The following is a 24,144-nucleotide window of genomic DNA, read 5'->3' on the forward strand; positions in this document are numbered from 1 at the left end:
TCGAACCATTCATCGAGGCCTTGGCCTCTTTGTCCGGTCGACCCCGTCTCATGCAGGCCCATAGCGGATTAAGGAAAACCGCCTGCAATCTCGGACAGGATTTCCGGAGGCCTCGCGGCCGCCGGATTCCGGGCCCGTGGGTCCGGAATTCTGCTTCCGCAGCCGGCGTCGCCGCCGACCGCGGATGTCACATCACGCCTCGGCGAGCGAGGCGACGTCGATCTTGAGCCCGGGGCCCATCGTCGAGGAGATCGCAACCTTCTTGACATAGTTGCCCTTGGCGCCGGTCGGCTTGGCCCTAATCACCGCATCGGTGAAGGCGCGCACATTCTCCACGATCTTGTCGGCATCAAACGAGGCCTTGCCGACGCCGGCATGCACGATGCCGGCCTTTTCGACGCGGAACTCGACGGCGCCGCCCTTCGAGGCCTTGACCGCGGCCGCGACATCCATCGTCACCGTGCCGACCTTGGGGTTCGGCATCATGCCGCGCGGACCGAGCACCTTGCCGAGACGGCCGACCAGCGGCATCATGTCGGGGGTCGCGATGCAGCGGTCGAAATCGATCTCGCCCTTCTGCACGGTCTCCACCAGGTCCTCGGCGCCGATGACGTCTGCGCCGGCTTCCTTGGCCTCGTCGGCCTTCGCGCCGCGGGCGAAAACGGCGACGCGGACGTCGCGACCGGTGCCGTTCGGCAGGTTGACCACGCCGCGGACCATCTGGTCGGCGTGACGCGGGTCCACGCCGAGATTCATCGCCACCTCGATGGTCTCGTCGAACTTGGCGGTGGCGCGCTCTTTCAGCAGCCCGACAGCCTCGGCGAGATCGTAATTCTTGTCCCGGTCGATGCCGTCACGCGCCGCCTGGATACGTTTTGCAATTTTCATGGCCATTTCGCTCACCCAACCACTTCGAGGCCCATCGAGCGCGCGGAGCCCTCGACCATGCGCATGGCGGCCTCGACGTCATTGGCGTTGAGGTCCTTCATTTTCGCTTCGGCGATCTCGCGCACCTTGTCGCGCGACACCTGGCCGGCGACCTGCTTGCCGGGCTCCTTGGAGCCGGACTTCAGCTTGGCGGCCTTCTTCAGGAAAAACGTCACCGGCGGCGTCTTCATGGTGAAGTTGAAGGATTTGTCCTGATAGTAGGTGATCACCACCGGAATCGGCGCACCCTTCTCCATCTCCTGGGTCTGGGCGTTGAACGCCTTACAGAACTCCATGATGTTGATGCCACGCTGACCGAGCGCCGGGCCGATCGGGGGCGACGGCGTCGCCGATCCCGCCGGGACCTGGAGCTTGAGCTGGCCTGCAATCTTCTTAGCCATTTCTCATCTGCCTTGGTTCACATGCCGGCAAGGCCGGCAACTGCAGTTTGGTGGTGCGGACATGTCGACCGGCAAAAGCCGACTGTCCTTCCACCGCTCGTGACGGGCGCGGCCCGCCTTCCCCGCCCGTTATGGGAGCGGGATAAGCCGGTCAGGCTTTTTCGACCTGACCAAATTCCAGATCGACCGGCACCGCCCGGCCGAAAATCGACACCTCGACCTTGAGGCGCGAACGTTCCTCGTCCACCTCCTGGACGTGACCGTTAAAGGAGGCGAACGGCCCGTCGGAGACACGCACCTGTTCACCGATCTCGAAGGTGATCGACGGCTTGGGACGCTCCACGCCCTCCTGCACCTGGTGCAGGATGCGATCGGCTTCGGCGTCGGTGATCGGCACCGGCTTGGAATCGCCGAGAAAACCGGTCACTTTCGGCGTGTTCTTGATCAGCGAAAACACCGCGTCGGTCAGATTGGCGCGCACCAGCACGTAGCCCGGAAAAAACTTGCGCTCGGCGTCGACCTTGCGGCCGCGGCGCACCTCGACCACCTTTTCGGTCGGCACCACCACCTGCTCGACAAACTTTTCCAGCCCCTTCTGCCGGGCCTTGTTCTCGATGTCCTCGGCGACCTTTTTTTCGAAATTCGAATAGGCGTGGACGATGTACCACCGCGCGGTCATGTCAGGCGTTCTCCATAATGCGGGTCGTTATCGTCCAAGATTCAGAAGCAGTTCCACGCCGAGCGCGAGGATCTGATCGGCGGCGAAGAAAAACAACGCAGCAATGACTGCGAAGATCAGCACCATGATCGTGGAAATCGTCGTCTCGCGCCGGGACGGCCATGTGACCTTGGACGTTTCCTGACGCACCTGCTGCAGGAAAACGAAAGGATTGGAAGTTTTTGACGCCATATGCCGCTCTGTTTCACAAAGCCCGTTGGCCGGACTTCTTTTTCGAATGCTCCCGCGAGGGAGAAACTGCACGGTGCCAAACACGCCGCCTGCCGAATCAGCGCTATCGCCCATGCAATAAAGGCGCGCAAAGCCATTTCCGGCTCCGCACACCGTGGTCCTGAATGGCCCTACATAGTCCCGAAAGCGGGGCCATGCAAGTGGCTTTTCAAACCGGTGTCGTCGCCGGCGGAACCATCCAATCGTCCCGCAACCCTGTCGATACCCGATAATCTTCGCCGCGCGAGACTGGCAGGGGCAGAGGGGCTCGAACCCCCGACCTGCGGTTTTGGAGACCGCCGCTCTACCAACTGAGCTATACCCCTAGGCGCCGCGTTCGCGCACGGCAGCGCTTCGTAAGGTCTTCCGCCGCGTCTGTAAAGGGTGCTTCGCGCTCGCGGCGGCGTTTTCGACCACGACAATCCGCGCCCCGGCGCACCGCGCCCTCTCCGGCTTCAAAAAGACCAGGGGCGACCGCAAGGCCGCCCCTGGATAGTGTCCTTGTTTGGCGGGGTGCGACGGGTTTGCCGCGCCCGCGCCAGACCGGTTTTTTGCCTTATTCGGTGATCGAGGCGACGATGCCCGCGCCCACGGTGCGTCCGCCCTCGCGGATGGCGAAGCGCAGCTTTTCTTCCATGGCGATCGGCACGATCAGTTCGACGTCGACCGTCACATTGTCGCCCGGCATCACCATCTCCGTGCCTTCCGGCAGCGTCACAACACCCGTCACGTCCGTCGTGCGGAAGTAGAACTGCGGACGGTAATTGGTGAAGAACGGCGTGTGGCGACCGCCCTCCTCCTTCGTCAGGATATAGGCTTCCGCCTTGAACTTGGTGTGCGGCATCACCGAACCCGGCTTGCACAGGATCTGCCCGCGCTCAACGCCCTCGCGATCAACACCGCGCAGAAGCGCGCCGATATTGTCGCCCGCCTGGCCCTGGTCCAGAAGCTTGCGGAACATCTCAACGCCCGTCACCGTCGTCTTCGTCGTCGGCCGGATGCCGACGATCTCGACCTCCTCGCCCACCTTCACGATGCCGCGCTCGACGCGCCCCGTCACCACCGTGCCGCGGCCCGAGATCGAAAACACGTCCTCGATCGGCATCAGGAACGGCTGGTCGACCGGACGCTCCGGCGTCGGGATATAGGCGTCGACTTCCTTCATCAGCGCACGGATCGCGTCCTCGCCGATCTCCTTGTTGCTGTCCTCAAGCGCGGCAAGCGCCGAGCCCTTGACGATCGGAATGTCGTCGCCCGGGAACTCGTAGGCCGACAGAAGCTCGCGAACCTCGAGCTCGACGAGCTCCAAAAGCTCCGCATCGTCGACCTGGTCGACCTTGTTCAGGAAAACCACGATCGCCGGAACGCCGACCTGCCGCGCCAGCAAAATGTGCTCGCGCGTCTGCGGCATCGGGCCGTCGGCCGCCGACACAACCAGGATCGCGCCGTCCATCTGCGCCGCGCCCGTGATCATGTTCTTCACGTAGTCGGCGTGCCCAGGGCAGTCGACATGCGCGTAGTGACGCGCATCCGTCTCATACTCGACATGCGCCGTCGAAATCGTGATCCCGCGCGCCTTCTCCTCCGGCGCCGCGTCGATCATGTCATACGCCTTGAACTCGCCGAAAAACTTCGTGATCGCCGCCGTCAACGACGTCTTGCCGTGGTCAACATGACCAATCGTGCCAATGTTCACATGAGGCTTATTACGCTCGAATTTACCTTTTGCCATCGTCTCTTTCCCTGGCGATCAGAACTGGAATGCGGTTCGGATTGGGGGCGATTAGCGACAAAGGCCGCAAAAGACAAGGGCGAAATGGGCCCGGACGGCATCGCGCCCGGGCCGTTGCTCAGTTGTTTTCGGGCGCGGTTTCGGCCTCGAACGCCAATCGCGCCACCTGGACGAAAAGCCACAATGTCGGCACCGCGACCAGCATCGACACCACGGCGAGCGCTGTTCCGGGCAGATGCAGCAGGGAAGCCAGCGAATACAACGTGACAATCTCGACCGTCGCCATCTGGCCGCAGATCAGGATCGTGATCGCAAAAACCCCAAACAGGCTCGACGCGGTAATCACCTGACGTCTGCTCAAACCGGCGTCGGCACCGGCCGACACACCAAGCTCGCTATTCATTTGCGTGCAACCTCGAAGAAACCCGCACGGCGCGGGCAACCTGGATTGCGGCACCGCGATTGCGTCTTTTCCAAGGCAAAAGGGTTTCACGGCGAGGGCGATCGCGCCCCGCAGCGCGGCACAGACGCGATCATGATCGCGCTGGAAATCAGCGCCTTATCAAATGAATGGCTGGAGCGGGTAGCGGGAATCGAACCCGCATATTCAGCTTGGAAGGCTGCTGCTCTACCATTGAGCTATACCCGCGGTCGTCAGGCTTCCGGTGGGCGGTGGTGGAGGGGGCTGGATTCGAACCAGCGTAGGCATAGCCAACGGATTTACAGTCCGTCTCCTTTAACCACTCGGACACCCCTCCGTCGCTGCGCCGGAGCCTGGAACGCGGGTCTTACCGCGCCTTCGGAAACGTCGTTGCCGTCCCCGAATTCCGCGAAGCGCCTTATGGCGGGATGGCCTTGCGGTGTCAACCGAAACGTCACCCGAAAAACACCCCGCCCCCGGCCCCTGAGACAACAACCGGCAATTCCGCGCCGGGCGGGGCAATTTGACCCTGTGCGGCCATAGCCGCGAGGCCGCGCGGGCGATATAGAGGCACCATGACCGACGACGAAAAAACCGGCTCCGCCAAGGATACCCATTATGCCCGGCTGCGCCGCGCCCACCGCGACCGCAAGGCCGGCGGCGGCGCGCCGCGCCCCCGGCCCGGCTCCGGCGAACCCGGATCGGCCCCGCCCGAGGGCCGCGTCTATCTCTATGGCCTGCACACCGTGCGCGCCGCGATCGCCAATCCCGACCGGACCATCCACAAATTGCTGGCGACACGCAATGCGCTGGCACGGCTGGAGATCGCCGACATCGACGCCCTGCCCTGTGCGGTCGAGCTCGCCGAACCGCGCGCCATCGACAGGATCGCCGGCGGCGATGCGGTGCACCAGGGCGTGGTTCTGGAAACCGAACCGCTGGCGCCCAAACCGCTTTCAGCCCTCGGCGACACGCGCCTGGTGGTGGCGCTCGACCAGGTCACCGATCCCCACAATGTCGGCGCGATCCTGCGCACCGCGGTCGCCTTCGGCGCCGGCGCGCTGATCACCACCGCCCGCCACAGCCCGTCCGAATCGGGCGTGCTGGCCAAATCCGCCTCCGGCGCGCTCGAGCACATCGACCTGATCGCAGTGCGCAATCTCGCCGCCGGGCTGGAAGCGCTGCATCAGGCCGGCTTCTTCACGGTCGGCCTGGATTCGGAAGGGCCCGACGAGCTCGAGGCCAGCCTCCAGGGCGACCGCGTTGCCTTGGTGCTCGGCGCCGAGGGCAAGGGCCTGCGGCAAAAAACCCGGGCGACAGTGAACAGGCTGGCCCGGCTGACCATGCCGGGGCCGATCCACTCCCTCAACGTCTCCAACGCCGCGGCGGTGTCGCTCTACGCCGCGCAGCGGCATCTCGCCAAACGCTAGGCTCTACCGGACCGGGCGCCGGTCCCGGCGGCGCTTGCGCCCGCGATCGGCGTTCAAGACACGCAGAGATTGCGGCAGGTCGTCCTAGCGCTTTTTTGGTTGCAGGAAGACGGCTTTTCGTGCACGCTCTCGATCGCACAACCTATGAGAGAGAATGGCCCGGGACCGCCAAGCGGCCCACCCCCTCCTTCGCCCGCAAACGGGCGACGGCGCGAGGTTTCGTGTCCCGGCCGCAAGCGGCGCACAGACCGCGGCAAACGCGCGAAACGGGAGGCTTTCATGACGCAATATGACGACATCTTCATGCGCGACGCGCTCGACGACACCGGACAGATCCCGTCGGGCGTGCGCACCGCCTATCACTCGCCGGACATCATCCCGTGGGGCAACCAGACGGTGAGCGACCCGCAGACGTTCTTCGTCGACAATTACGACCAGAATCCCGGCAAGAACCTGGTCGCCAACGAGATCAACTACATCTACACGCGCGGCAAAAACCTTGCCAGCGCCGCCGCCAACGGCCAGATCTATCTCTATTGGGTGAAGTCGAGCCTTTTGTCGCAGCCGAGCGAGTGGCGCAACAACAAGGTGCCGACGGCCACGCCGGGCCAGAACTATTCCAATGTCAGCGCCAGCCAGGCCAACCAGATCGTGGTCGGGGAATCGGCCTTTCAATGGTCGGTGCCCGCCCCGCCAACGGGCTATCATTACTGCCTGGTCTCCCAGGTGGTGACCGCCGCCAATCCCAACCCGATTCCCGACGATTTCAACTCGACCGGCGGGTTCGTCGGCTGGGTCGTGGACAATCCCGGCATCGCCTGGCGCAACGTTTCGGTGCTGTCGAACGCCTCGCCGCCGAGCTACCAGGTCACCACCGCCTTCCAGAACCTGGACGACACCGAGGAGCTCTACGCCTTCACCGTCGAGGCCCGCAACCTGCCGCAGGGCACGACGGTCAGCCTGGTCTGTTCCGAAACCGGCCCCAATCCGCCGATCAACTCGTCCGGCACCGTCACCCAGCAAAATCCCTGGTATCTTTATACCGAAAACAGCCTGCCGGCGCATTTTTCGTCCGGGCTGGTGACGACGGTGCGCCTGCCCTCAGGCCAGTCCTGGCCACCCGACGCGACCATCGACATCACCTATAACCGCATCGTCGGCTCCCGCGACCAGGAGATCCTGCTCCGCCACGCCAAGACCCCCGCCGAGATGGGACTGCCGGAAGAGCTGCACGACAAGGTCAGCGGCACGATGGTGCGGCTGGGCACCTACAACATCGTGGTCGATTCATGACTGCGCGCGCGCCGGCTCCGGCGCGCCGTTGAACCGACGGGCGTCCGCTGAGCGCCCGTCTTTCGCACCAATCGGTTACGCGCGGGATCCCTGCGGTCGGCGCAGGCGCTTCGTACGGGACCCCGCGCCCCAGGAGGCTACAGCCATGACCTATACGCCGCCCGCCGAACAATCCGTCACGCTTTCCCTGAACGCGGAAGCCTATGTCAATCTCGGCACCGATATCGGCATCGACTTCACCAATCGTTCCGCCTTCACCATCGAGGGCTGGTTCAAGTTCAACGGGCTGTGTCCCGACTCGACCTTGTTCGAGAAGCCCGGCCAGTTTTCCTTCAAGACCCGGGGGCAAAAGGTTTCCGCCAGCTTCGTCGGCCAGCCCATGCCGCTGGAGACCGACGACATCCTCAACACCGAGACCGACTTCCACGTCGCCGTCACCTATGACGGCCAGACCCTGTCGCTTTACGTCAACGGGCTGTTGCGCGTGCAGTCCTCGTTTTCCTTCACCCCGCCGCCGGCGAACCAGAACCCGGCCGTGATCGGCCGCGACCTGCAGGCCTATTGCCACTACGTACGGCTGTGGTCGGTCGCCCGCCAGCAGGACGAGATCTATGCCAATGAATGGACCTACCTGACCAGCGGCACCGGGCTGCAGGCGGCCTATGCCTTTTACGACTATCCCGCCAAGGACGTCTCGCCCAACGACCGTTCGTTGACGCTGATGAACGGGGCTCGCTCGGAATCGACCGCGCCGTGCCTGCTTTATGCCGGCACCGCCTATTGCCAGCCGCTCCAGGACACCGACGTCAATCCCGGCGGCGGCGGCACCGACGACTACACCATCTTGGCCTGGATCCGGCTGCAGGATCTCGGCACCCAGCAGGCCATCTTGTGCAATGGCGACCTGAACCAGCAAAGCGGCATCGTGCTTTATGTCGACACCGACGGCACGGTGGTGGGCCGGCGCGGCGACACCTCGGGCGCCAGCGTCACCTCCGGGTCGACCAAGCTGCAGCCCAATTTGTGGTACTCGATCGGCTACACCTATGCCTACGATTCCGGCAGCGGCAGCGGCACGCAGACCCTCTATGTCAACGGCGTTTCGGCAGGCAGCGGCACCGCCGGAGCCATCGCCGCGCTCGCCCAGGGCGACATCATCCTCGGCGCCGGCGACGACAGCGCCACCGCCAATCAGCTCATGAACATGAACGGCTACATGCAGTTCCTGAGCGTGTGGAATACCGCCCTGGCACAGGCCGACATCCACCAATGGATGTATCATGATCCGACCACGGAAACGGCCTGCCTGGCCAACTACAATTTCTCCACCCCGCCGCTGGCCCAGGATCTCGTCGACGGCAATCCGATGGCCCTGGTGCGCGGCGCCGATCTCGTCGTGCTGCGTACCATTCCCGTTTCCGACGGCGCCACCCATCAGGACGTTCTGCACCGGCGGGCGCCGCCGCGCCCGCAAAAGCGGTTTTCGAATGCCCGCATGGTCGGCAGGCCCGAACCGACCGAGCCCTTCCGGCCGGCCGAGATGCCGAATGCCGACAACACCCGCGCCTGGGTCGAGCATTTCGCCCGGCAATTGCCGAACAACCTGCCGCATGGCGAGCACCAGCGCCTGCGGCGTGAATTCCAGACCGCGGTCGACGACGCGATAGCCAATCCCGAACCGGCCTTCCAGGTCCTGCACGAATTCGATGGCGACGATCACGTGCTCGTGCTCGTCAACGAGCACGGCCACGAGGAAATTTTCCGCGCCGCGCGCGACGAGCTCGACGACTGCACGGTGTGGAAGGTCCGGCTGATCGTGACGGTGCTGATCGGCGTCTACACCGTGTTCGGACCGATCATCCGTGCCGGCCCCGTGACCAACTGGCTCGGCGAGCGCATCAACACGGTCGGCTTCTGGCCGCAGGTAAGCGCCATCTTCAATGCCGGCGTCACACCCAACAGTTTCCTGCAGATGATGCGGCTGCTCTACGAGTTCGGCTGGATCACCACCGTGGGCAAGCTGATGCTGGCACAGCTGAGCTGGTGGGACGTGGCGGTGATCGGGCTGCGCGTGGCCTCATTGCTGGTGCCCGGCGCGGCCGCCCTTCAGGTGGCCTATTTCCTGGCCAAGGTGGTTTATTCGGTCGCCTCGGTGGTCAATGTGTGGAACGACCGCCCGGCCGGCTGCTGAGCCGCCGCAGTATGACCGGTTCGCCGGACGGCGGGCCGGCATCGCGGCCGGCCGCAGATCGCCCGCGATCAGGCCAGCCTGACGTCCTGTTCGGCCATCGCGCCGAGGGCGCCGATTTCCACGCGGTTACGGCCGGCATGCTTGGCCGCGTAGAGGCGGCGGTCGGCACTCCGGTAGAGCTGCGAGAACGTCGCCGGCGGCATGAATGTCACCCCGCCAATGCTCAATGACAGCCTGTAGCGTTCGCCGGTTGGCTTGAATTCCACCGCCTCCACGGCGGCCCGGATACGCTCGGCTATCGCCAGCGCCTGCGTCAGATCGAGGCCGGGCAAAAAGACGCCGAACTCCTCGCCGCCGATACGGGCCACAAGATCGATGTCGCGCACGGCGGAGCGGATGACACCGGCGATCAGCCTGAGTGCCTCATCGCCGCTGTCGTGGCCGAACAGGTCGTTCACCGCCTTGAAGCGATCGACGTCGAGAATCAGCAATGCTCCGCTTCCCGGCTCCCGAACTTCGTCGAACCGGCTGAGATAACCGTCGACCAGCGAGGAGAACGCCCGGCGATTGAGACAGTTGGTAAGCGAATCCGTGGAGGCCACGGTGAGCAGTTCGCGATGCGCGAGCGACAATTCGCGCAGCTTGCTCAACAGGAAATAGAAGAAGGGCGGCGCCACCAGGGCCGGAATGATCAGATTGTTGACCCAGCGCTCGCCCAGCGCCCACTGACCGCTTTCGATCGAATAGCCGTCAAGCACGAAAGCAAGAAGCATGCACATCAGCGTGCCGAGCACGGTCATCACGTAGACCCTGCCCTTTCCGGTTGGCGATAGATCGATCATGGTCGGCCAATCATTCGTTTGTCGCCACACACGCTAGCGACAAAACGTTTAAGCGAGGTTGTGCGGAAAGGGTCAAAATCGAGTGGTCCGGCGCTCTGCCTGCGCACCGGGCCTCACAATGCAGTGATTGTTGGCAATCCGTCACCCGACCGCCGCAAAAACGAACCGATTGCTTCCAATATGGTTAGCAAGCTCGAAACGAGGCAGAGACCGTGAACGACATCACGCGGATGAAGACCCAGTCGCAACCTGCGCGCTGGACGCCATGGGGCGAAATCCCGATCGCTGGCCAAGCCGGCGTAACGGCGGAAAATCGGCAACAAGCCGAGCATGCCACAGTGTCGCTCCGCAAGAGGCTGGCCTGGCTCGAACGTCTCGCCCGGTTCCAGGCCAAGACCTGACAACGCCCGATACCGGCAAACGCCGATACGCGGACGCCGGGCGGGCCGTTGCGACCGGAGCCCGGTCACAGGTGCCCGGGCCGGTTGCACCCAAGCCTCTCCCGGCGCATTTTTTTTCGTGCGGGACAGCAAAGCCGCGCCGCGGATCGCCAACTCCCCGTACGACGCAAGCCTGCTAATTTACCGGAAGCAAATCAATTGAGGGATTCGCCCCATGGCGGGGCGCATGCCGCAACGTCATGGTCGGCTCCTGTTTAATGAGGAGCTAAACCATGACGATCGAATATTTGGGACGCCGAGCTTTCCTGGGCCTGTTGGGCGGCATCGCCCTGGCGGGCTGCACCGTGACTCCGCCCGGCAATGGTGTCGGCCCCGCGCCGCAGCCCCAACCACAGCCGCAGCCCCAACCGCAGCCGCAACCCCAGCCCCAGGGGCCGAGTATCCTGCTGCAGGCGAATTCCTTCTATAATGGCCGCGACGGCAGCGGCAAGAAGATCAGGGCTTTCGTGTCACGCAGCGGCGAGATTATCCGGGTCGATTCCAAAACCGGGCGGAACTTTTCGCAAGTCTACCGCTATCGCAGCGGCAACACATACGGGTCCGGCAGCTATACGGTCCGGGTCACGTCGCGCAAAAGCTTTGTGTGGAACGGACCGTTTGGCCGCGTCACGATGAACGACTGATCCCATCATGCCCCGGCCCGCCGCAGGAGCACTCCCGGCGGGCCTCCACCTTCTTTGCCGACGGCTCGGACAAGAAAGCACCAGGGAACGATCGCCGCACGATACCCGAACCGGGCTGGACTCCAACGGGCTGGACTCCAAAGGATTTGCGCTCCAGGCCGAGCTGTGCGCCCGCCAGCCTGTCGGGCAGGAGCACATTGCCCCTGAATTGATGCAACCTCGTTCGTGTTGCAGTCTACGGTTCGATGAGTCCATCGCGCATGGCGCGAACCAACAAGGTGGCGGTTGAATGCACCTCGAGTTTGCGCATCAGGTTCGTGCGGTGGTTGTCGACCGTCTTGGCGCTTATGCCCAGATGTTCGGCGATACCGTTGTTGGACAATCCGCGCGCGATGCATTGCAGCACTTCCGTCTCGCGGCGCGTCAGACTGTCATTGGCCGCGTCTTGCGCGATGCAATGGGTAACGCCCGCTCCAACGACGGTTCGGCCCGAAACGATGTCTCGAAGTCCCTGACACAACTCTTCAACCGCACCGGATTTCAAGAACAGGCCCGCCGCTCCGGCTTCTATAAGTCGCCGCAAGGTTTTCGCGGACGGGCTTCCCGTCACGATAGCGATTTTCGTTTTCGGGCTCCAGCGCCGCGCCTCGAGCAACACCTCCAGTCCCGAAGCGCCGGGCATGACCAGATCCAGCACGGCGCAGTCCGGCGACAGGCGCTTGATCTGCGCAATCGCCTCGATGCCGTTGCCGGCGGTGCCGACGACGTTGAATTCATGCATCGTCTCGATCGCCGAGCGCGTGCCACCGACCGTCAGCGCATGATCGTCGGCAATGACTATGCTGATAGGAATGCCGCCTCTCCCCCGAAAGTCGCCGACTTGAACCGCAAATGGCACAGCCTGCCGTTTTTGGCATGTTTTGCTGTGCTGTGCCAATTGCCTATCGCCCAGGCTCAGGACCGCACGCTTACGCTCGACGGCCCGGTCGATCCGGACACGGTCGGCGGCTATATCGACCTACTGCTCGACGAGGATCATTCGCTGACCATCGCCGACGTCAAGGGCGAAAACCGCGACCTGTTTTCACCGACGACCACGCGCGTGCCCGACGTGGGCTACTCCGACGCCATGGTGTGGCTGCGCCTGAAGGTGAAAAACGTCGACGCCCGGACCACCGACTGGCGCCTGCACTTCAAGGAGAATTTCAAGCAGGTCTTCCACGTCTATATCGTCGACGACAGCGATCGGACGACCCACCCCTTGGCCCAGGACCGCGATTCGGCCTTTTCCACCCGCCCTGTCGCGCATCCCGAGTTGGTGGTACCGCTCTCCCTGAGACCGGGCGCGGCGGCGACTGTCTATGTGCGTTTCTGGACCGAAGGGGCGACCTATCTGCCGCTCGCCATCGAGACGGCCGAGAGTTTCAGAGAAGTCTCGACGCGCCAGGCCGCCAAGCAGTTCATCTATTACGGCATGATGGCGATCCTGATCGTCGCGGCGCTATTGGCCGGCATCGTACTGCGTCATCCGATCTTCCCCGCCTATATCGCCTATTCCACCGCCACCTTGGTCTACATCATGCATGTCGACGGTGTCGCCTTCCAGTATCTGTGGCCGGGCCTGCCGGCCTTCAACAGCTACGCCTCGGTCGTCGCGGGCGGCTCCTATGCCGTTTTCGGCGCGATCTACGCGCGGATTTTTCTCAACACGCCGAAATATCATCGCGTCGTCGACAAGTTCCTGCTCGCCGTCATCGTCGTCACGGCGACGATGATGGTCGCCGGCCTCCTCGTCGAGCCACGGCTGATCAAGAAATACCTGATCCTCGTCGTTCTGTTCGCGGTCGCGCTGTTCACCGTTGCCGCGCTGCTGGCCGCGCGCCATCGCTTCAAGCAGGTGCGCTTTTACGTGTTTGCCTGGCTGGGAGCGACGGTATCAGCCATGCTGATGATGGCGCGCCACTGGTTCGGGATCGAGGTCACGCAGGAATTCCAGCACGACAGCATGCGCGTGGTGATGATCTTCGACGCCGTCATGATGGGTATGGCGATCGTCGATCGTTATCATCAGTTGCGCGAAGAACGGCAAAGGGCGTTGCGCGCGAGCCTGGAGCAGGCCCAGCGCAATCTCGACATGAACATGCGTCTGCGCAATCTGGAGGCGCGCTACGAGCTCGCCCTGGAAACCACGACCAGACACAAGCAGCACATCGAAAACACGGTTCACGACATCCGTCAGCCGCTGCATGCGCTCCGCCTGGCCGTGCAGGGCGTGATGAGCGACGACAGGGCCGGACCGGCACGCAATTACGCCGATATCTACGACAGTTTCGACTATCTCGAAGCACTCGTCGCCGACCACCTCAAGGGCCCCGCGCCCGACCGGGCCGGCGAAACCGGCGCCGAGATCGATCTCGGCGACATCCTGCGCAGCGTGCACGAAATGTTCGTACCCGACGCCGAGACCAAGGGGCTTCGCTTCCGCTTCGTCGCAACCAGCCTCGTCACGCCCGTTCCGGCCCTGGCGGTCATGCGCATCGTTTCCAATCTCGTGTCCAACGCCATCAAATACACCCCCTCCGGCAAGATTCTCCTGGGCGTGCGCCGGTTGAAGGATGGATGCCGCATCGAAATGCACGATAGCGGTCCCGGCCTTACGGCCGAAACGTTCAAAGAGGCCTGCCGGCGCGGCGCGCGGCTGGACAGCGCCTTCACCGTCAGCGACGGCAATGGCCACGGTCTGGCGATCGTGGTCGAACTGGCCGAGCGCTACGGCTACCAATTCGAACTCCTCAGCACCGGCGCCTCCGGCACCGCCCTGGGTGTGACGATCCCGTTTCAGAACAGGCAAGCCGGGTGAAACCGCGCAACGCACCCTTCCAAAACCAGCTGCAACCGGTCGGCAGACATCAAAACCGCGAACCAGGGAAGGCAGGGAGACCGGCCGCGAATTTGTGAAACCGGCCTTTCATGCTAGCCTGCGCCGTCATGAAACTGTTGCGCGCTTGCTTTTCTGTCGCGGCGCTGCTGGCCGCGGGGCCGGTATTCGCCGAGCCGGAATGCACGTGTCTTGCCAACGGCACCCGCTACGCGGAAGGGTCGGTGGTGTGCATCCGGCTGACGAGCGGATCCTGGCTGGCGCGCTGCGGCAAGGTGTTGAACAACACGTCGTGGCAAAAAATCCAGGACGGCTGTCCGACCACCTTGCTTTCGCCCGCAAAAGCCGACCCGCCACCTGCCCTGCAGGAGACGGCATCGCAATCGTCCGACCGAGACTGAAAGCCCGCACCGCAGCGCCTTGGGCTCGAGACCCGCTGCCGTCCCTGCCCGGCAAGCGCGCATGCGGCGGTGAACGAGGCCACCTGTCATCCTAACGTCGCCGGAAGAACGCGGCAGCCTACCGGCCGAGACCTTTGCGGATAATGTCCTGGGAGAGCGCGATCGCCGTGCGCCGGTCGGATTCACCGGCCAGCGAGAATGCCTCTTCCTGCATGCCGCGAATCCAGCTCTGGTCGATGGGAGCCGCGCGCTCGAGCGCGGCCGTCATCATTGCCAGCCCCTTCACGACCTTGCCACTCTGGAACAGAAGGTTGCCGAGCGTCGCCTGCGCGCCGGCATGTCCCTTCTCGGCCGCAAGCTGCAGCCAGCGCCCGGCCTGGCGGACGCTGGAACGCACGCCTTCCCCGGCCAAAAACATCTTGCCGATCTCGTACTGGGCGTTCGGATTGCGGTAATTGGCGGCCGCGCGCATGTAATATTCCTGCGCGGCGGCCGGGTTCGGCTTGATCGGCGTACCGGGTATGCCGCGGCGCAGATAGCCGGCCAAGGCCACCAACGCATCCGACACGTAGCTCTCCTCCGGACTGCCCGGCGCGACGTCCTGACGGACAATCTCGCTGAACGCCTTGAAGGCCTCGTAGTCGTTGCGCGCGATCCCGTCGCCTTCGGCATACATGCGCGCCAGCTTCCAGCGCGCGCCGAGTTGGCCCTTCTCGGCCGCGTAGCGATAGGCCTCGATCGCCTCTTCCTTGTGTCCCTGCTTGTAGGCGGAAAACCCGAGACGGAACACGGCCCAGGGGCTGGTGTCCTTTTCCTGCACGGTGTTCGGGTCGAGCGCGGAGGCCCCCCCGACGCTTCCGCACATCAACACAAACGCACTGACAAGGACCGGAACGATCCGACTGGTAATCAGCATGACAAAACAGTTCTTTTGTTCTTTGCGAGCGACCCGGTCCGCGCCACGCCGGCCCCTACCGCCCGGCTTGTTCGGTTGATCGTTCCATCAAGGCACCACACGCCGGAGACAGCTTGCCCGCGCCCGCGCCTATCTGCGCACCCGCGGCTGCGGCCCCGCCGCAACACGGCCGACACCGACCCGCGCCCTGCGGCAAAACAAAATCTGGCCTCGACGGTCTTGTTGGCGTCCATCTATGTCCTCGCCACCCTTTGGCGGCTCTCCCCGTCGCTGGTCACGACGGGCGTTTCGACACCATAGGGGTTGCGATCCGTTTATGGCGGGATCGGGGCAAACCGCCCGCCAACACCGGTATACATCAATGCTTGTTGCCAGAGTGTTGCCGAATCGCCACAAGCACGGAGCCGAACGGTGGAGATCAAACACTCCGCGCTTCGGCCGCGCTCCGCGCCTGCTCAGCCGCGGGCTTCACCGCTCTTTTTCTCGCGCGTGAGAACCGAGGCCACCACCGAGCCGACAATCAACATCGCCGTCACCAGAAGCGCCGCGGTGGCGGGGATTTCGTAAAAATGCGCCACCAGCATTTTCGCGCCGATGAAGATCAGCACCAGCGACAGGCCGGTCTTGAGATGGTGGAACTCGCGCATCATCCCGGCCAGCACGAAAAACAGCGCGCGCAGCCCCATGATGGCGAACACGTTTGAGGAAAAGACGATGAACGGGTCGTTGGAGACGGCCAGCACGGCCGGAATCGAATCGACGGCGAAGACCAGGTCGGTCACCTCGACGGTGGCCAGCACCACGAAAAGCGGCGTCATGAAAAGCAGGCCGCCACGACGTACGAAAAATCGCGCGCCCTGATAGTCGTCGGTCACGCGCCCGGTCCGCTTGAGCAGTTTCACCACCCGGCTTTCGCCCGGATCGATCATGTCGTCGCCGCACATCATCATCTTGTAGCCGGAAAAGACCAGCAGCGCGCCCAGCGCCATGCCGACGACGAAGAACTGATCGACCAGCTTCACGCCCGGAACGATCAGCGACAGGCGCATCACGATGGCCCCGACAATGCCGTAAAACAGCACGCGATACTGCGCCTCCGGCGGCACCCGGAAATAGGAGAAGATCAGGGCGATCACGAAGATATTGTCGAGCGACAAGGCCTGTTCGACCAGATAGCCGGTGAGGAATTCCGACCCGCGCCGGGCGCCGGCGAAATAGAACAGGCCGGCGGCGAAGACCATCGCCAGCGACACATAGCCGGCAACGGTAAACCCGGCCTCGCGCGCCGAAATCACGTGATCGCGGCGGTGCAGGACAAAAAGATCGAGAAACAGAATCAACGCGACGAAGGCCAGAAATCCGGGCCAGAGCCACTCATGGTGAAGCATAAAAAGGCTGCGCGTTGCGCCGCGTGAGCGCGTTTGTCGTCGGTCCGACATCACAGGCAACGCCTTGCCTGCCAGAGGGGCCCGGCCCGTGTGACTACCTCTATGTGCGCTCAACCGCCTGTTTTTTCAAGCATGCCGAAATTTTTTTGATCGGCGGCGTCCGGTGCCCGATCGCGTCGGCCTTGCACCGTCTCGTCGCTGCTATCCGGCCTCGGCGACGCGGGCATGCGCGGTCTTCAGCCGGTCGCGCGAGGCCTGGAACTCGGCCATCTTTTCACGCTCGCTGGCAACGATTTCCTCCGGCGCGCGGGCGACGAATTTTTCGTTGGCGAGCTTCTTTTGAATACGCGAGATCTCGCCGTCGAGCTTGGCGATCTCCTTTTCCAGCCGGGCGGCCTCCGCCTTCAGGTCGATCAGGTCGCCGAGCGGCAGACAGGCCGTCGCCTCGCCGACCACGATCTGCGCCGACCCCTTCGGCGCCTCGTTCTTTTCCGCAATGTCTGAAACCCGCGCCAGGCGCCGGATCGCCTCGCCGTGGCGTTCCAGCCTTTCCAGGGTCAGCGGCGCGGCATCGACCATGACCAGCGGCGCGGTCGCCGACGGCGGCACGTTCATTTCGGAGCGCACCGAGCGTAGGCCGGAGACGAGCTCCACCAGCCAGTTGATCTCGGCCGCCGCCGTCTCGTCCTCAAAGGCGAGGTCCGGCCAAGCCGTCACCGCCAGCATCTCCTCGCGCGGCGCGCCGTCCGGCGCGGTACGGGCCCAAAGCTCCTCGGTCATGAACGGCATCATCGGATGCAGCAGCTTGTAGATCTGCTCCAGCGCATAGGCCGCGCAGGCGCGGCTCTCGGCCGCGGCGGCCTCGTCGCCCCCCGCGAAAACGGGTTTCAGGAGTTCCAGATACCAATCGCAGAACAGGTTCCACACGAACCCGTAGGCCGCTCCCGCGGCCTCGTTGAAGCGATAGGCGCCGATCGCCGTGGTGATCGCCTGTTCCGTGCGGGTCAGTTCCGTCAGGATCCAGCGGTTGATGGTCAGCCTCACCGCCTGCGGATCGAAGTTCGGATCCGCGGCGACCCCGTTCATCTGCGCAAAGCGGGTCGCGTTCCAAAGCTTGGTGCCGAAATTGCGGTACCCGGCCACGCGCGCCGGGTCGAGCTTCACGTCGCGGCCCTGGGCGGCCATGATCGTCAGCGTGAAACGCAGCGCGTCGGCGCCGTACTGGTCGATCAGCTCCAGCGGGTCGATGACGTTGCCTTTCGACTTCGACATCTTGGCGCCGTTCTTGTCGCGCACCAGCGCATGCACGTAGACGGTGTGAAACGGCTCCTCCTCCATGAAATGCAAGCCCATCATCATCATCCGCGCGACCCAGAAAAAGATGATATCGAAACCGGTGACCAGCACCGAGGTCGGATAATAGCGCTGCAATTCCGGCGTCTCGTCGGGCCAGCCGAGCGTGGAGAACGGCCAGAGCGCCGAGGAGAACCAGGTATCGAGCACGTCTTCGTCGCGGGTCAGAATCTCGCCGGGCGCGAAATTCTCCAGCTTCTCCTCAACCCACGCCTTCCACGGCGTATCGATGGCAAGATAATATTCGACCGCGGCGTCGAGCGCCTCCTTCTCGGTCTTTTCAACGAAGACGTGACCGTCCGGCCCGTACCAGGCCGGGATCTGGTGTCCCCACCACAACTGGCGTGAAATGCACCAGGGCTGGATGTTTTCCATCCATTCGAAATAGGTCTTTTCCCAGTTTTTGGGCACGAAATCCGTGCGCCCCTCGCGCACGCTCTCGATCGCCGGGCGCGCCAGGGTCTTGGCGTCGACATACCACTGGTCGGTCAGGAACGGCTCGATCGGCACGCCGCCGCGGTCGCCATGCGGCACCATGTGCCGGTGCGGCTCGGTCTTTTCCAGAAAGCCGCCCTCCTCCATCATCGCGACGATTTTCTTGCGCGCCTCAAACCGGTCGAGCCCGTCGAGTTCGTCCCACGCCGCGCGCTGTGCCTTCGAGGGCTCCAGGCCGTCGAGAAAATCCTCGTTGCCGGTGATCGCCACCCTGGCATCGACGGAAAGGATGTTGACGGCGCGCAGCTTGTGGCGCCTGCCGACCTCGAAATCGTTGAAATCGTGCGCCGGCGTGATCTTGACCGCGCCCGAGCCCTTTTCAGGATCGGAATAGTCGTCGGCGACGATCGGGATCCTGCGGCCGACGATCGGCAGCTCGATCTGCATGCCGATCAGGCCGCTATAGCGCTCGTCCTCGGGATGGACGGCGACCGCGGTGTCGCCGAGCATCGTTTCGGGCCGGGTCGTGGCCACCGTGATGAAGCTCGACGGATCGGCCGGATCGAAGCTCGCACCGGCGATCGGGTAGCGGAAATGCCACAAATGACCGTCGAGCTCGACCTGCTCGACCTCCAGGTCGGAGATCGCCGTCAACAGCTTCGGGTCCCAGTTGACCAGCCGCTTGTCCTTGTAGATCAGCCCCTGCTTGTAGAGTGCGACGAACACCTCGATGACGGCCTTCGACAGGCCCTCGTCCATGGTGAAACGCTCGCGCGACCAGTCGCAGGACGCGCCCAGCCGCTTCAGCTGGTTGACGATCGTGCCGCCCGATTCGGCCTTCCACTGCCAGACACGGTCGATGAAATCCTCGCGCGACAGGTCGCGGCGATGGATCTGCTTTTCCATCAGCTGGCGCTCGACCACCATCTGCGTGGCGATGCCGGCATGATCCATGCCCGGCTGCCACAACACGTCCTTGCCGCGCATGCGCTCGAAGCGGACCAGAATGTCCTGCAGCGTGTTGTTGAGCGCGTGGCCCATATGCAGCGAGCCGGTGACGTTGGGCGGCGGAATGACGATCGTGAAGCTTTCCGCCCCGTGCGCTGCGCCCGCGCCGGCGCGGAAAGCGTAGCCGTCCTCCCACCGTTTGCCGATCCGGGGTTCGACGCTCGCCGCGTCATAGTTTTTTTCAAGCATTGGAATGTCCGCGCCAGCAGGGCTCTGTCAGAGCCTGGTGTAAAGCCGACAGATCAGACCGAGTCAACTGCGGTGGCGCCCCGCCTGCCCGCCCCGGCGGGCGGACCGGCGACACTCGCCACAGGCCGTTTGCCGCGCGCATGCAACCCCGCCCGCCAAGCGGGTGGGTTGCGCTTGGCGGCAACGAGGCGCCCGGGCGCGTCAGCCGCCGCGCGCAACCCGCTCGATTTCCTCGCGCACCAGCTTTTCCACCAGCGTCGGCAGGTTGTTGTCGAGCCATTCCTGCAGCATTGGCCGCATCATCTCGGCGGCCATGTCGTCGAAGCGCTGGCGCCGGTTTTCCGCGAACGCGTCCGAAAGCTCCTCGAACGCGGCGGCGACCTGACGGCTGGTCTGCTCCGACAGGATGGAGGATGCGCGCCCGCCGGCCACCGCCGCGAACGGCTGCGGGATGCTGTCTTCGCGGGGTGGCGACGGCGGCGGGCCCGGGTCGATTTCGGTTTCCAGGGCGACCGACCAGCCGGCATCGTCCTCAGCCGCGGCTGCGTCGTCCTCGGGCGCGCCGTCCGACGCCGTGACCCATGTCGGCAGGCCTTGCTCTTCCGCGGTCGAAGCCTCGTTGTCGGCCGGCGTCGCGCGTTCCTCTTCGCCGAGAATCCGACCGGTCGTGCGCTCTGTCTCGACCATGCCCGTCTCGTCCGGCTCGGTTTCGCTCGACGCAGGCGCCTCGCTGGTGACCGGCTTGACCAGCGACGCGGCAGGCGCGTCGGCCTTTGCGTCAGCAGGACCCGCCTGGTCGCTGTCTTCGATGATGCGCCGGATGGAAGCCAGAATCTCTTCCATCGACGGTTCTTTTTGCAGATTCTGCGCCTGTGGCACGATGGATTCCGCCGCTTCGCTGCCCATTGGCCGATACTCCCTGACTGCCGGGAAAGGCTCCCCGAATCAGCCCCAGCCTAAACGAATGAACTTTATGAGAGAATCCCCGCCAGCGAACGGTTTGGGGTTTCACACAGGATTGCGGGACTGGCTCGTCCGCCAGCTCACCGACCGTCGGGGGTACGCAGGCCGTACCATTTGTCCTTCACCGCCTCGTAATGCTCCTCGGGCCGGTATTCGGCGACCTTGAGGCCCAGAGTGCGCATCGAAAGCCGGCCGACCGCGGAAAGAATGGCATAACTTGCCACCACCAGATCGCGTTCGGCCGTCACCAGATTGATCTGCGCGGTGATGACGTCATCCTGGGCGTCGAGCACGTCGAGCGTGGTGCGCTGGCCGACATTGCGCTCCTCGATCACACCGTCAAGCGCGAGCTGGGCCGCCGACACCGCCTCGCGGTTGGCCGCCACCACCTCCGCGCTCGCCGTATATTGCGTCCAGGCCGACGTGACCGCCGCGCGCACGCCGTCATGGGCGACGTCGACCTCGATGCGGGCCTGGCCGAGCTCTTCCTTGGAGCGGCGCACATTGGTCGCGGCCGCGCCGCCCTGATAGATCGGAATGGTCAGCGTGGCGCCGATATTGGCGGCATTGAAGGTGCCGCTGGTGCCGGTCAGATCGGGCGAATTGTTGCGATAACCGCGCGAAACGCCGGCGCTTGCCGTCACGCCGGGCAGCAACGCCCCCTCGGCAGACTTGACCGCGTAGGAGGAGGCGTCGACCAGATTCTGCGTCGACTTGATGGCCGGATGCTCGGCCGCCGCGATCGCGATCGCCTGGCCGAGCTTGGCCGGCAGGAGCTTGGTCAGCGGGCCGGCCGGACGCAGCTTGCCCGGATCGTCGCCGATCACCTGGCGGTAGACGGCCGAACTCGACAGCACCGCCGCGCGCGCCGCCGACAGCTGGGCGACGGCGCCCGAGCGCCCGGCTTCGGCCTGCGCGACGTCCGTGCGCGTGCCCTCGCCCACCTCGAAGCGCGAGCGCGCGGCGCGCACCTGCTCCTTCAGGAAGGCCAGATTGCGCTCGCGCAGCGCCGCGATCTGCCGATCGCGGATGACATCCATATAAGCCGCCGCCGCGTTGAACAGCGTGTTCTGCTCTGTGTTGCGCAGCGCCTCGTTGGCCGCGCGCACCCGCGCCTCGGCGGCACGCACATTGTTTTTGGTCTGGAAACCGTCGAACAGGGTCTGCCTGATCTCGACGCCGAACGAGCCGGTCGAGATCCGGGTGCCGGCCTGGCTGGCATAATTGACCGACCCGACCGCCGCGATCGTGGGGCGATAGCCCGATTTGGCGAGCGGCACGCCCTCGTCCGTCACCCGAACCCCGGCCCGTGCCGAATTCAGGCCCGAATTGTTCTGATAGGCTTTGGCGAGTGCCCCAGTGATGGTTTCCGCTCCGGCCGGCGCGACCATCAGCGCCGAAAGCAAAAACGCAGCGATAAACTTACCGTTCAACGACGCCACAACCAACCTCTCAACACGACCCAACGCAACCGCGGGTGTTTTTGACTGCTCTCGAGCGCCGTTTCGAGCGCTGCTCGGTCACGCCGGGAGAGCTCAAGAACGCCCACCGCAACAAACCCGACGTCGCAACATGCCGGCTCCGCAACCGCCATGCAACCGTTCAGCCCCCCAGCCACGCCCTTGGCAGGCGGTTCCGGCCCTGCGCGCTAGAACTCGAACGCGGGCGCGGCCTGGAAACCGGGCAAGGGCTTCACCGCCGCGTTGAAGGCCCAGCGCCCCGACACGTGCCCGCCCTGCTTGAGATAAAGCCGCGCCGCGCCGGCATTGCCATGGCCCTCGACGGTGACGAGACGGCCGCCTTCCTTCATCTGCTCGAAGAGCGCGTCGGGTATCCGGTCGACCGCGCCTGCAACCAGAATGACGTCGTAGGGCGCCTCGGACGGATAGCCCGCTTCCAAAACGCCTTCCACGACCGCGACGTTGTCGCAGCCGAGTTCCGACAGGCGCTCGCTGGCCTGGGCGGCGAGTGTCGCATCGCTTTCCAGCGCGATGACCGAACCGGCGAGCTGCGACAGGATCGCCGCCGAATAACCGGTGCCGGTCCCGACATCGAGCACGACGTCGCCCGCGTCCACCTCGGCGAGCTGGATCAGCTTGGCCAACGGCGACGGCTCCATGAGAAAACGCCGCGCTTCGCCGTCCGGCGGCGTGATGTCGACATCCTCGTCGATATAGGCAAGTTCCCTGAGGCGCGCCGGCACGAAGGCCTCGCGCGGCACCGACAGAAATGCATCGAGAATCGACAGGTTCGTCACGTCGGTCGTGCGCAATTGGCCATCGACCATCTTTGTCCGCAACTGCTCGAAATCAGCGCTCATCCCGCCTGCCCATCTTCACCGCCAAGCGGCCACACGAACGAAGTGGGCGGCTGGCGCCGCCCCGACATGATGGAACCCGGGAATTGGAGGCCTCGCCCGGAATCGAACCGGGGTGCAAGGATTTGCAGTCCTCTGCGTAACCACTCCGCCACGAGGCCTCGCCCCCCAGGCTTTACGAAGCGATCTGTTAACAGAGGGTCACCGGACCGACAAGCGCCTGAATCGATTTTCCGCAACCCAGTGCGCGCTTCAGTCGGAGCGGGTCTCGGACATTTTCCGTCTGCGCTCCCACCACACCACCAGCCGTCGGCGCAGCCGGCGAATCACGGCGATGTCGTAGGACAGGACGATCAACCCGAGCGGCGCCATCCAGTAGCCCAGGACGGGCAGGAACCCGAAAAACAGCCCCAGAAACACCAGAAGCCCGCCGACCAGGATGCGCACCAGGCGCGAGCGCGGCATCGGCACGGTGCGGCCGTAAAACCGGAAGGTCGGTGTCGGCTTCGTCTCGTCTGTCCCGGTGTCCCGCATCGCTCGCTCCTGCGCGATAGCGCCGGCACCCCGCCGGCGCTGCATCGCGGTCGCCTCATATGAAGGCTTGCGGTGGCAATTGCGAGGCGCCGGCAGGGCTTTGCCGAGTGATTTTTCCCGCCAAAGGCCCGTTTCGGCCGAATTCGCCAAAATGACGCTTGGCAAAGCCGAAACGGTTTTGCTATAGGCAGCCCACTTCGCGAGCCCGTGTTCCCCGGTAGCTCAGCGGTAGAGCAACCGGCTGTTAACCGGTTGGTCGCTGGTTCGAATCCGGCCCGGGGAGCCATTTTTTTCCAAAATGCCGCCGGCCAGACAGGTAAACTGGCGCATCGCCGCGCCCGTCGCCCTGCCCTCGCGCTGTCATCGCGCCGACATATAGTGCTGCTAGCAATTGGGTGGCATTGAGATCGTCGCCGCGCGCCGACCACGGATGAACTGGCGGTGCGTGTTGCGATGCAGGGAAAGGTCGGGGCAAACCCGGCCTTTTTCGTT

At 64.3% G+C, this 24,144-nt stretch carries 22 protein-coding genes and 5 tRNA genes; 8 read left to right on the top strand and 19 right to left on the bottom strand.

Annotated elements, in window-relative coordinates; translation table 11 throughout:
- Window positions 1–192: 192 nt before the first annotated feature.
- From rplA to ACT2B0_RS10250, 9 genes are all read right to left on the bottom strand, one after another.
- Window positions 193–894 carry a 50S ribosomal protein L1 gene (gene rplA, locus ACT2B0_RS10210; RefSeq protein ID WP_473464298.1) on the bottom strand — a complete coding sequence of 234 codons (702 nt, stop codon included), beginning with the start codon at window positions 892–894 and terminating at the stop codon, window positions 193–195.
- A 5-nt stretch (window positions 895–899) separates the two neighbouring features.
- The gene (rplK, locus tag ACT2B0_RS10215; RefSeq protein WP_106573703.1) at window positions 900–1,328 is read right to left on the bottom strand and encodes a 50S ribosomal protein L11; all 429 of its coding nucleotides are present in this window, start codon (window positions 1,326–1,328) and stop codon (window positions 900–902) included.
- Between the two features lie 151 nt (window positions 1,329–1,479).
- A complete protein-coding gene (nusG, locus tag ACT2B0_RS10220) occupies window positions 1,480–2,007 on the bottom strand; it encodes a transcription termination/antitermination protein NusG (protein ID WP_473464301.1) in 528 nt (175 codons plus the stop codon).
- Window positions 2,008–2,034: 27 nt separating this feature from the next.
- Window positions 2,035–2,238: a preprotein translocase subunit SecE gene (gene secE, locus ACT2B0_RS10225; protein ID WP_473465907.1), complete on the bottom strand. Its 204-nt coding sequence runs from the start codon at window positions 2,236–2,238 to the stop codon at window positions 2,035–2,037.
- A 289-nt stretch (window positions 2,239–2,527) separates the two neighbouring features.
- Window positions 2,528–2,603 (bottom strand) — tRNA-Trp (locus ACT2B0_RS10230).
- Between the two features lie 230 nt (window positions 2,604–2,833).
- On the bottom strand, window positions 2,834–4,009 hold the full coding sequence (gene tuf, locus ACT2B0_RS10235; RefSeq protein WP_348516088.1) for an elongation factor Tu: 1,176 nt from the start codon (window positions 4,007–4,009) through the stop codon (window positions 2,834–2,836).
- Between the two features lie 118 nt (window positions 4,010–4,127).
- Entirely contained in the window at window positions 4,128–4,412 is a 285-nt protein-coding gene (locus ACT2B0_RS10240; protein WP_473464305.1) for a hypothetical protein, read from the bottom strand.
- 172 nt (window positions 4,413–4,584) lie between these two features.
- A tRNA-Gly gene (locus tag ACT2B0_RS10245) sits at window positions 4,585–4,658 on the bottom strand.
- A gap of 24 nt (window positions 4,659–4,682) precedes the next feature.
- Window positions 4,683–4,767: transfer RNA gene (locus ACT2B0_RS10250), tRNA-Tyr, on the bottom strand.
- A gap of 238 nt (window positions 4,768–5,005) precedes the next feature.
- Between ACT2B0_RS10250 and ACT2B0_RS10255 the strand changes: the two genes are divergently transcribed.
- The 3 genes from ACT2B0_RS10255 to ACT2B0_RS10265 all read left to right on the top strand — a co-directional run bounded on the left by ACT2B0_RS10255 (window position 5,006) and on the right by ACT2B0_RS10265 (window position 9,344).
- A complete protein-coding gene (locus ACT2B0_RS10255; RefSeq protein ID WP_473464308.1) occupies window positions 5,006–5,860 on the top strand; it encodes a TrmH family RNA methyltransferase in 855 nt (284 codons plus the stop codon).
- Window positions 5,861–6,139: 279 nt separating this feature from the next.
- On the top strand, window positions 6,140–7,153 hold the full coding sequence (locus ACT2B0_RS10260) for a hypothetical protein (RefSeq protein ID WP_473464311.1): 1,014 nt from the start codon (window positions 6,140–6,142) through the stop codon (window positions 7,151–7,153).
- A gap of 145 nt (window positions 7,154–7,298) precedes the next feature.
- Complete coding sequence (locus ACT2B0_RS10265; protein ID WP_473464314.1) at window positions 7,299–9,344, top strand: LamG domain-containing protein; 2,046 nt, start codon at window positions 7,299–7,301, stop codon at window positions 9,342–9,344.
- Between the two features lie 68 nt (window positions 9,345–9,412).
- On the opposite strand, the gene ACT2B0_RS10270 is transcribed toward ACT2B0_RS10265, so the two are convergent.
- A complete protein-coding gene (locus ACT2B0_RS10270) occupies window positions 9,413–10,186 on the bottom strand; it encodes a GGDEF domain-containing protein (RefSeq protein ID WP_473464316.1) in 774 nt (257 codons plus the stop codon).
- A gap of 212 nt (window positions 10,187–10,398) precedes the next feature.
- Here ACT2B0_RS10270 and ACT2B0_RS10275 point away from each other — a divergent pair, with 212 nt between their 5' ends.
- Both ACT2B0_RS10275 and ACT2B0_RS10280 read left to right on the top strand, forming a co-directional pair.
- Complete coding sequence (locus ACT2B0_RS10275) at window positions 10,399–10,587, top strand: hypothetical protein (RefSeq protein WP_473464319.1); 189 nt, start codon at window positions 10,399–10,401, stop codon at window positions 10,585–10,587.
- A 272-nt stretch (window positions 10,588–10,859) separates the two neighbouring features.
- Window positions 10,860–11,270, top strand: a complete 411-nt coding sequence (locus tag ACT2B0_RS10280) for a hypothetical protein (RefSeq protein ID WP_473464322.1) — start codon at window positions 10,860–10,862, stop codon at window positions 11,268–11,270.
- A gap of 235 nt (window positions 11,271–11,505) precedes the next feature.
- Here ACT2B0_RS10280 and ACT2B0_RS10285 read toward each other — a convergent pair whose 3' ends face one another.
- Complete coding sequence (locus tag ACT2B0_RS10285) at window positions 11,506–12,207, bottom strand: LuxR C-terminal-related transcriptional regulator (RefSeq protein WP_473464325.1); 702 nt, start codon at window positions 12,205–12,207, stop codon at window positions 11,506–11,508.
- Here ACT2B0_RS10285 and ACT2B0_RS10290 point away from each other — a divergent pair, their 5' ends adjacent.
- On the top strand, window positions 12,208–14,130 hold the full coding sequence (locus ACT2B0_RS10290) for a sensor histidine kinase (protein WP_473464328.1): 1,923 nt from the start codon (window positions 12,208–12,210) through the stop codon (window positions 14,128–14,130). It begins immediately after the preceding gene.
- A gap of 128 nt (window positions 14,131–14,258) precedes the next feature.
- Window positions 14,259–14,549, top strand: coding sequence for a hypothetical protein (locus tag ACT2B0_RS10295; protein WP_473464330.1), 291 nt, complete (start codon window positions 14,259–14,261; stop codon window positions 14,547–14,549).
- Between the two features lie 118 nt (window positions 14,550–14,667).
- Here ACT2B0_RS10295 and ACT2B0_RS10300 read toward each other — a convergent pair whose 3' ends face one another.
- The 8 genes from ACT2B0_RS10300 to ACT2B0_RS10335 form a co-directional block, all read right to left on the bottom strand.
- Window positions 14,668–15,465 carry a tetratricopeptide repeat protein gene (locus tag ACT2B0_RS10300; protein ID WP_473464333.1) on the bottom strand — a complete coding sequence of 266 codons (798 nt, stop codon included), beginning with the start codon at window positions 15,463–15,465 and terminating at the stop codon, window positions 14,668–14,670.
- A 455-nt stretch (window positions 15,466–15,920) separates the two neighbouring features.
- Window positions 15,921–16,853: a TerC family protein gene (locus tag ACT2B0_RS10305; protein WP_473464336.1), complete on the bottom strand. Its 933-nt coding sequence runs from the start codon at window positions 16,851–16,853 to the stop codon at window positions 15,921–15,923.
- A gap of 201 nt (window positions 16,854–17,054) precedes the next feature.
- Entirely contained in the window at window positions 17,055–19,838 is a 2,784-nt protein-coding gene (locus ACT2B0_RS10310) for a valine--tRNA ligase (protein ID WP_473464338.1), read from the bottom strand.
- Between the two features lie 201 nt (window positions 19,839–20,039).
- Window positions 20,040–20,744, bottom strand: a complete 705-nt coding sequence (locus ACT2B0_RS10315; RefSeq protein WP_473464340.1) for a PopZ family protein — start codon at window positions 20,742–20,744, stop codon at window positions 20,040–20,042.
- A 137-nt stretch (window positions 20,745–20,881) separates the two neighbouring features.
- Entirely contained in the window at window positions 20,882–22,243 is a 1,362-nt protein-coding gene (locus tag ACT2B0_RS10320) for a TolC family outer membrane protein (protein WP_473464342.1), read from the bottom strand.
- Window positions 22,244–22,449: 206 nt separating this feature from the next.
- Complete coding sequence (locus ACT2B0_RS10325; RefSeq protein ID WP_473464344.1) at window positions 22,450–23,121, bottom strand: protein-L-isoaspartate O-methyltransferase family protein; 672 nt, start codon at window positions 23,119–23,121, stop codon at window positions 22,450–22,452.
- Between the two features lie 84 nt (window positions 23,122–23,205).
- A tRNA-Cys gene (locus tag ACT2B0_RS10330) sits at window positions 23,206–23,279 on the bottom strand.
- Between the two features lie 91 nt (window positions 23,280–23,370).
- The gene (locus ACT2B0_RS10335) at window positions 23,371–23,652 is read right to left on the bottom strand and encodes a hypothetical protein (RefSeq protein ID WP_473464347.1); all 282 of its coding nucleotides are present in this window, start codon (window positions 23,650–23,652) and stop codon (window positions 23,371–23,373) included.
- A gap of 211 nt (window positions 23,653–23,863) precedes the next feature.
- On the opposite strand from ACT2B0_RS10335, the gene ACT2B0_RS10340 reads away from it, so the two are divergent.
- Window positions 23,864–23,938: transfer RNA gene (locus tag ACT2B0_RS10340), tRNA-Asn, on the top strand.
- Window positions 23,939–24,144 lie beyond the last annotated feature (206 nt).

This window comes from Nitratireductor sp. J20-h4, from assembly GCF_056780505.1.

Coding starts and splice junctions, on each gene's coding strand:
- ACT2B0_RS10260 (WP_473464311.1), top strand. CDS start 6,140: ATGACGCAATATGACGACATCTTCATGCGCGACGCGCTCGACGACACC.
- rplK (WP_106573703.1), bottom strand. CDS start 1,328: ATGGCTAAGAAGATTGCAGGCCAGCTCAAGCTCCAGGTCCCGGCGGGA.
- rplA (WP_473464298.1), bottom strand. CDS start 894: ATGGCCATGAAAATTGCAAAACGTATCCAGGCGGCGCGTGACGGCATC.
- ACT2B0_RS10240 (WP_473464305.1), bottom strand. CDS start 4,412: ATGAATAGCGAGCTTGGTGTGTCGGCCGGTGCCGACGCCGGTTTGAGC.
- ACT2B0_RS10300 (WP_473464333.1), bottom strand. CDS start 15,465: ATGCTGATTACCAGTCGGATCGTTCCGGTCCTTGTCAGTGCGTTTGTG.
- ACT2B0_RS10280 (WP_473464322.1), top strand. CDS start 10,860: ATGACGATCGAATATTTGGGACGCCGAGCTTTCCTGGGCCTGTTGGGC.
- nusG (WP_473464301.1), bottom strand. CDS start 2,007: ATGACCGCGCGGTGGTACATCGTCCACGCCTATTCGAATTTCGAAAAA.
- ACT2B0_RS10305 (WP_473464336.1), bottom strand. CDS start 16,853: ATGCTTCACCATGAGTGGCTCTGGCCCGGATTTCTGGCCTTCGTCGCG.
- ACT2B0_RS10255 (WP_473464308.1), top strand. CDS start 5,006: ATGACCGACGACGAAAAAACCGGCTCCGCCAAGGATACCCATTATGCC.
- secE (WP_473465907.1), bottom strand. CDS start 2,238: ATGGCGTCAAAAACTTCCAATCCTTTCGTTTTCCTGCAGCAGGTGCGT.
- ACT2B0_RS10310 (WP_473464338.1), bottom strand. CDS start 19,838: ATGCTTGAAAAAAACTATGACGCGGCGAGCGTCGAACCCCGGATCGGC.
- ACT2B0_RS10325 (WP_473464344.1), bottom strand. CDS start 23,121: ATGAGCGCTGATTTCGAGCAGTTGCGGACAAAGATGGTCGATGGCCAA.
- ACT2B0_RS10265 (WP_473464314.1), top strand. CDS start 7,299: ATGACCTATACGCCGCCCGCCGAACAATCCGTCACGCTTTCCCTGAAC.
- tuf (WP_348516088.1), bottom strand. CDS start 4,009: ATGGCAAAAGGTAAATTCGAGCGTAATAAGCCTCATGTGAACATTGGC.
- ACT2B0_RS10270 (WP_473464316.1), bottom strand. CDS start 10,186: ATGATCGATCTATCGCCAACCGGAAAGGGCAGGGTCTACGTGATGACC.
- ACT2B0_RS10335 (WP_473464347.1), bottom strand. CDS start 23,652: ATGCGGGACACCGGGACAGACGAGACGAAGCCGACACCGACCTTCCGG.
- ACT2B0_RS10315 (WP_473464340.1), bottom strand. CDS start 20,744: ATGGGCAGCGAAGCGGCGGAATCCATCGTGCCACAGGCGCAGAATCTG.
- ACT2B0_RS10295 (WP_473464330.1), top strand. CDS start 14,259: ATGAAACTGTTGCGCGCTTGCTTTTCTGTCGCGGCGCTGCTGGCCGCG.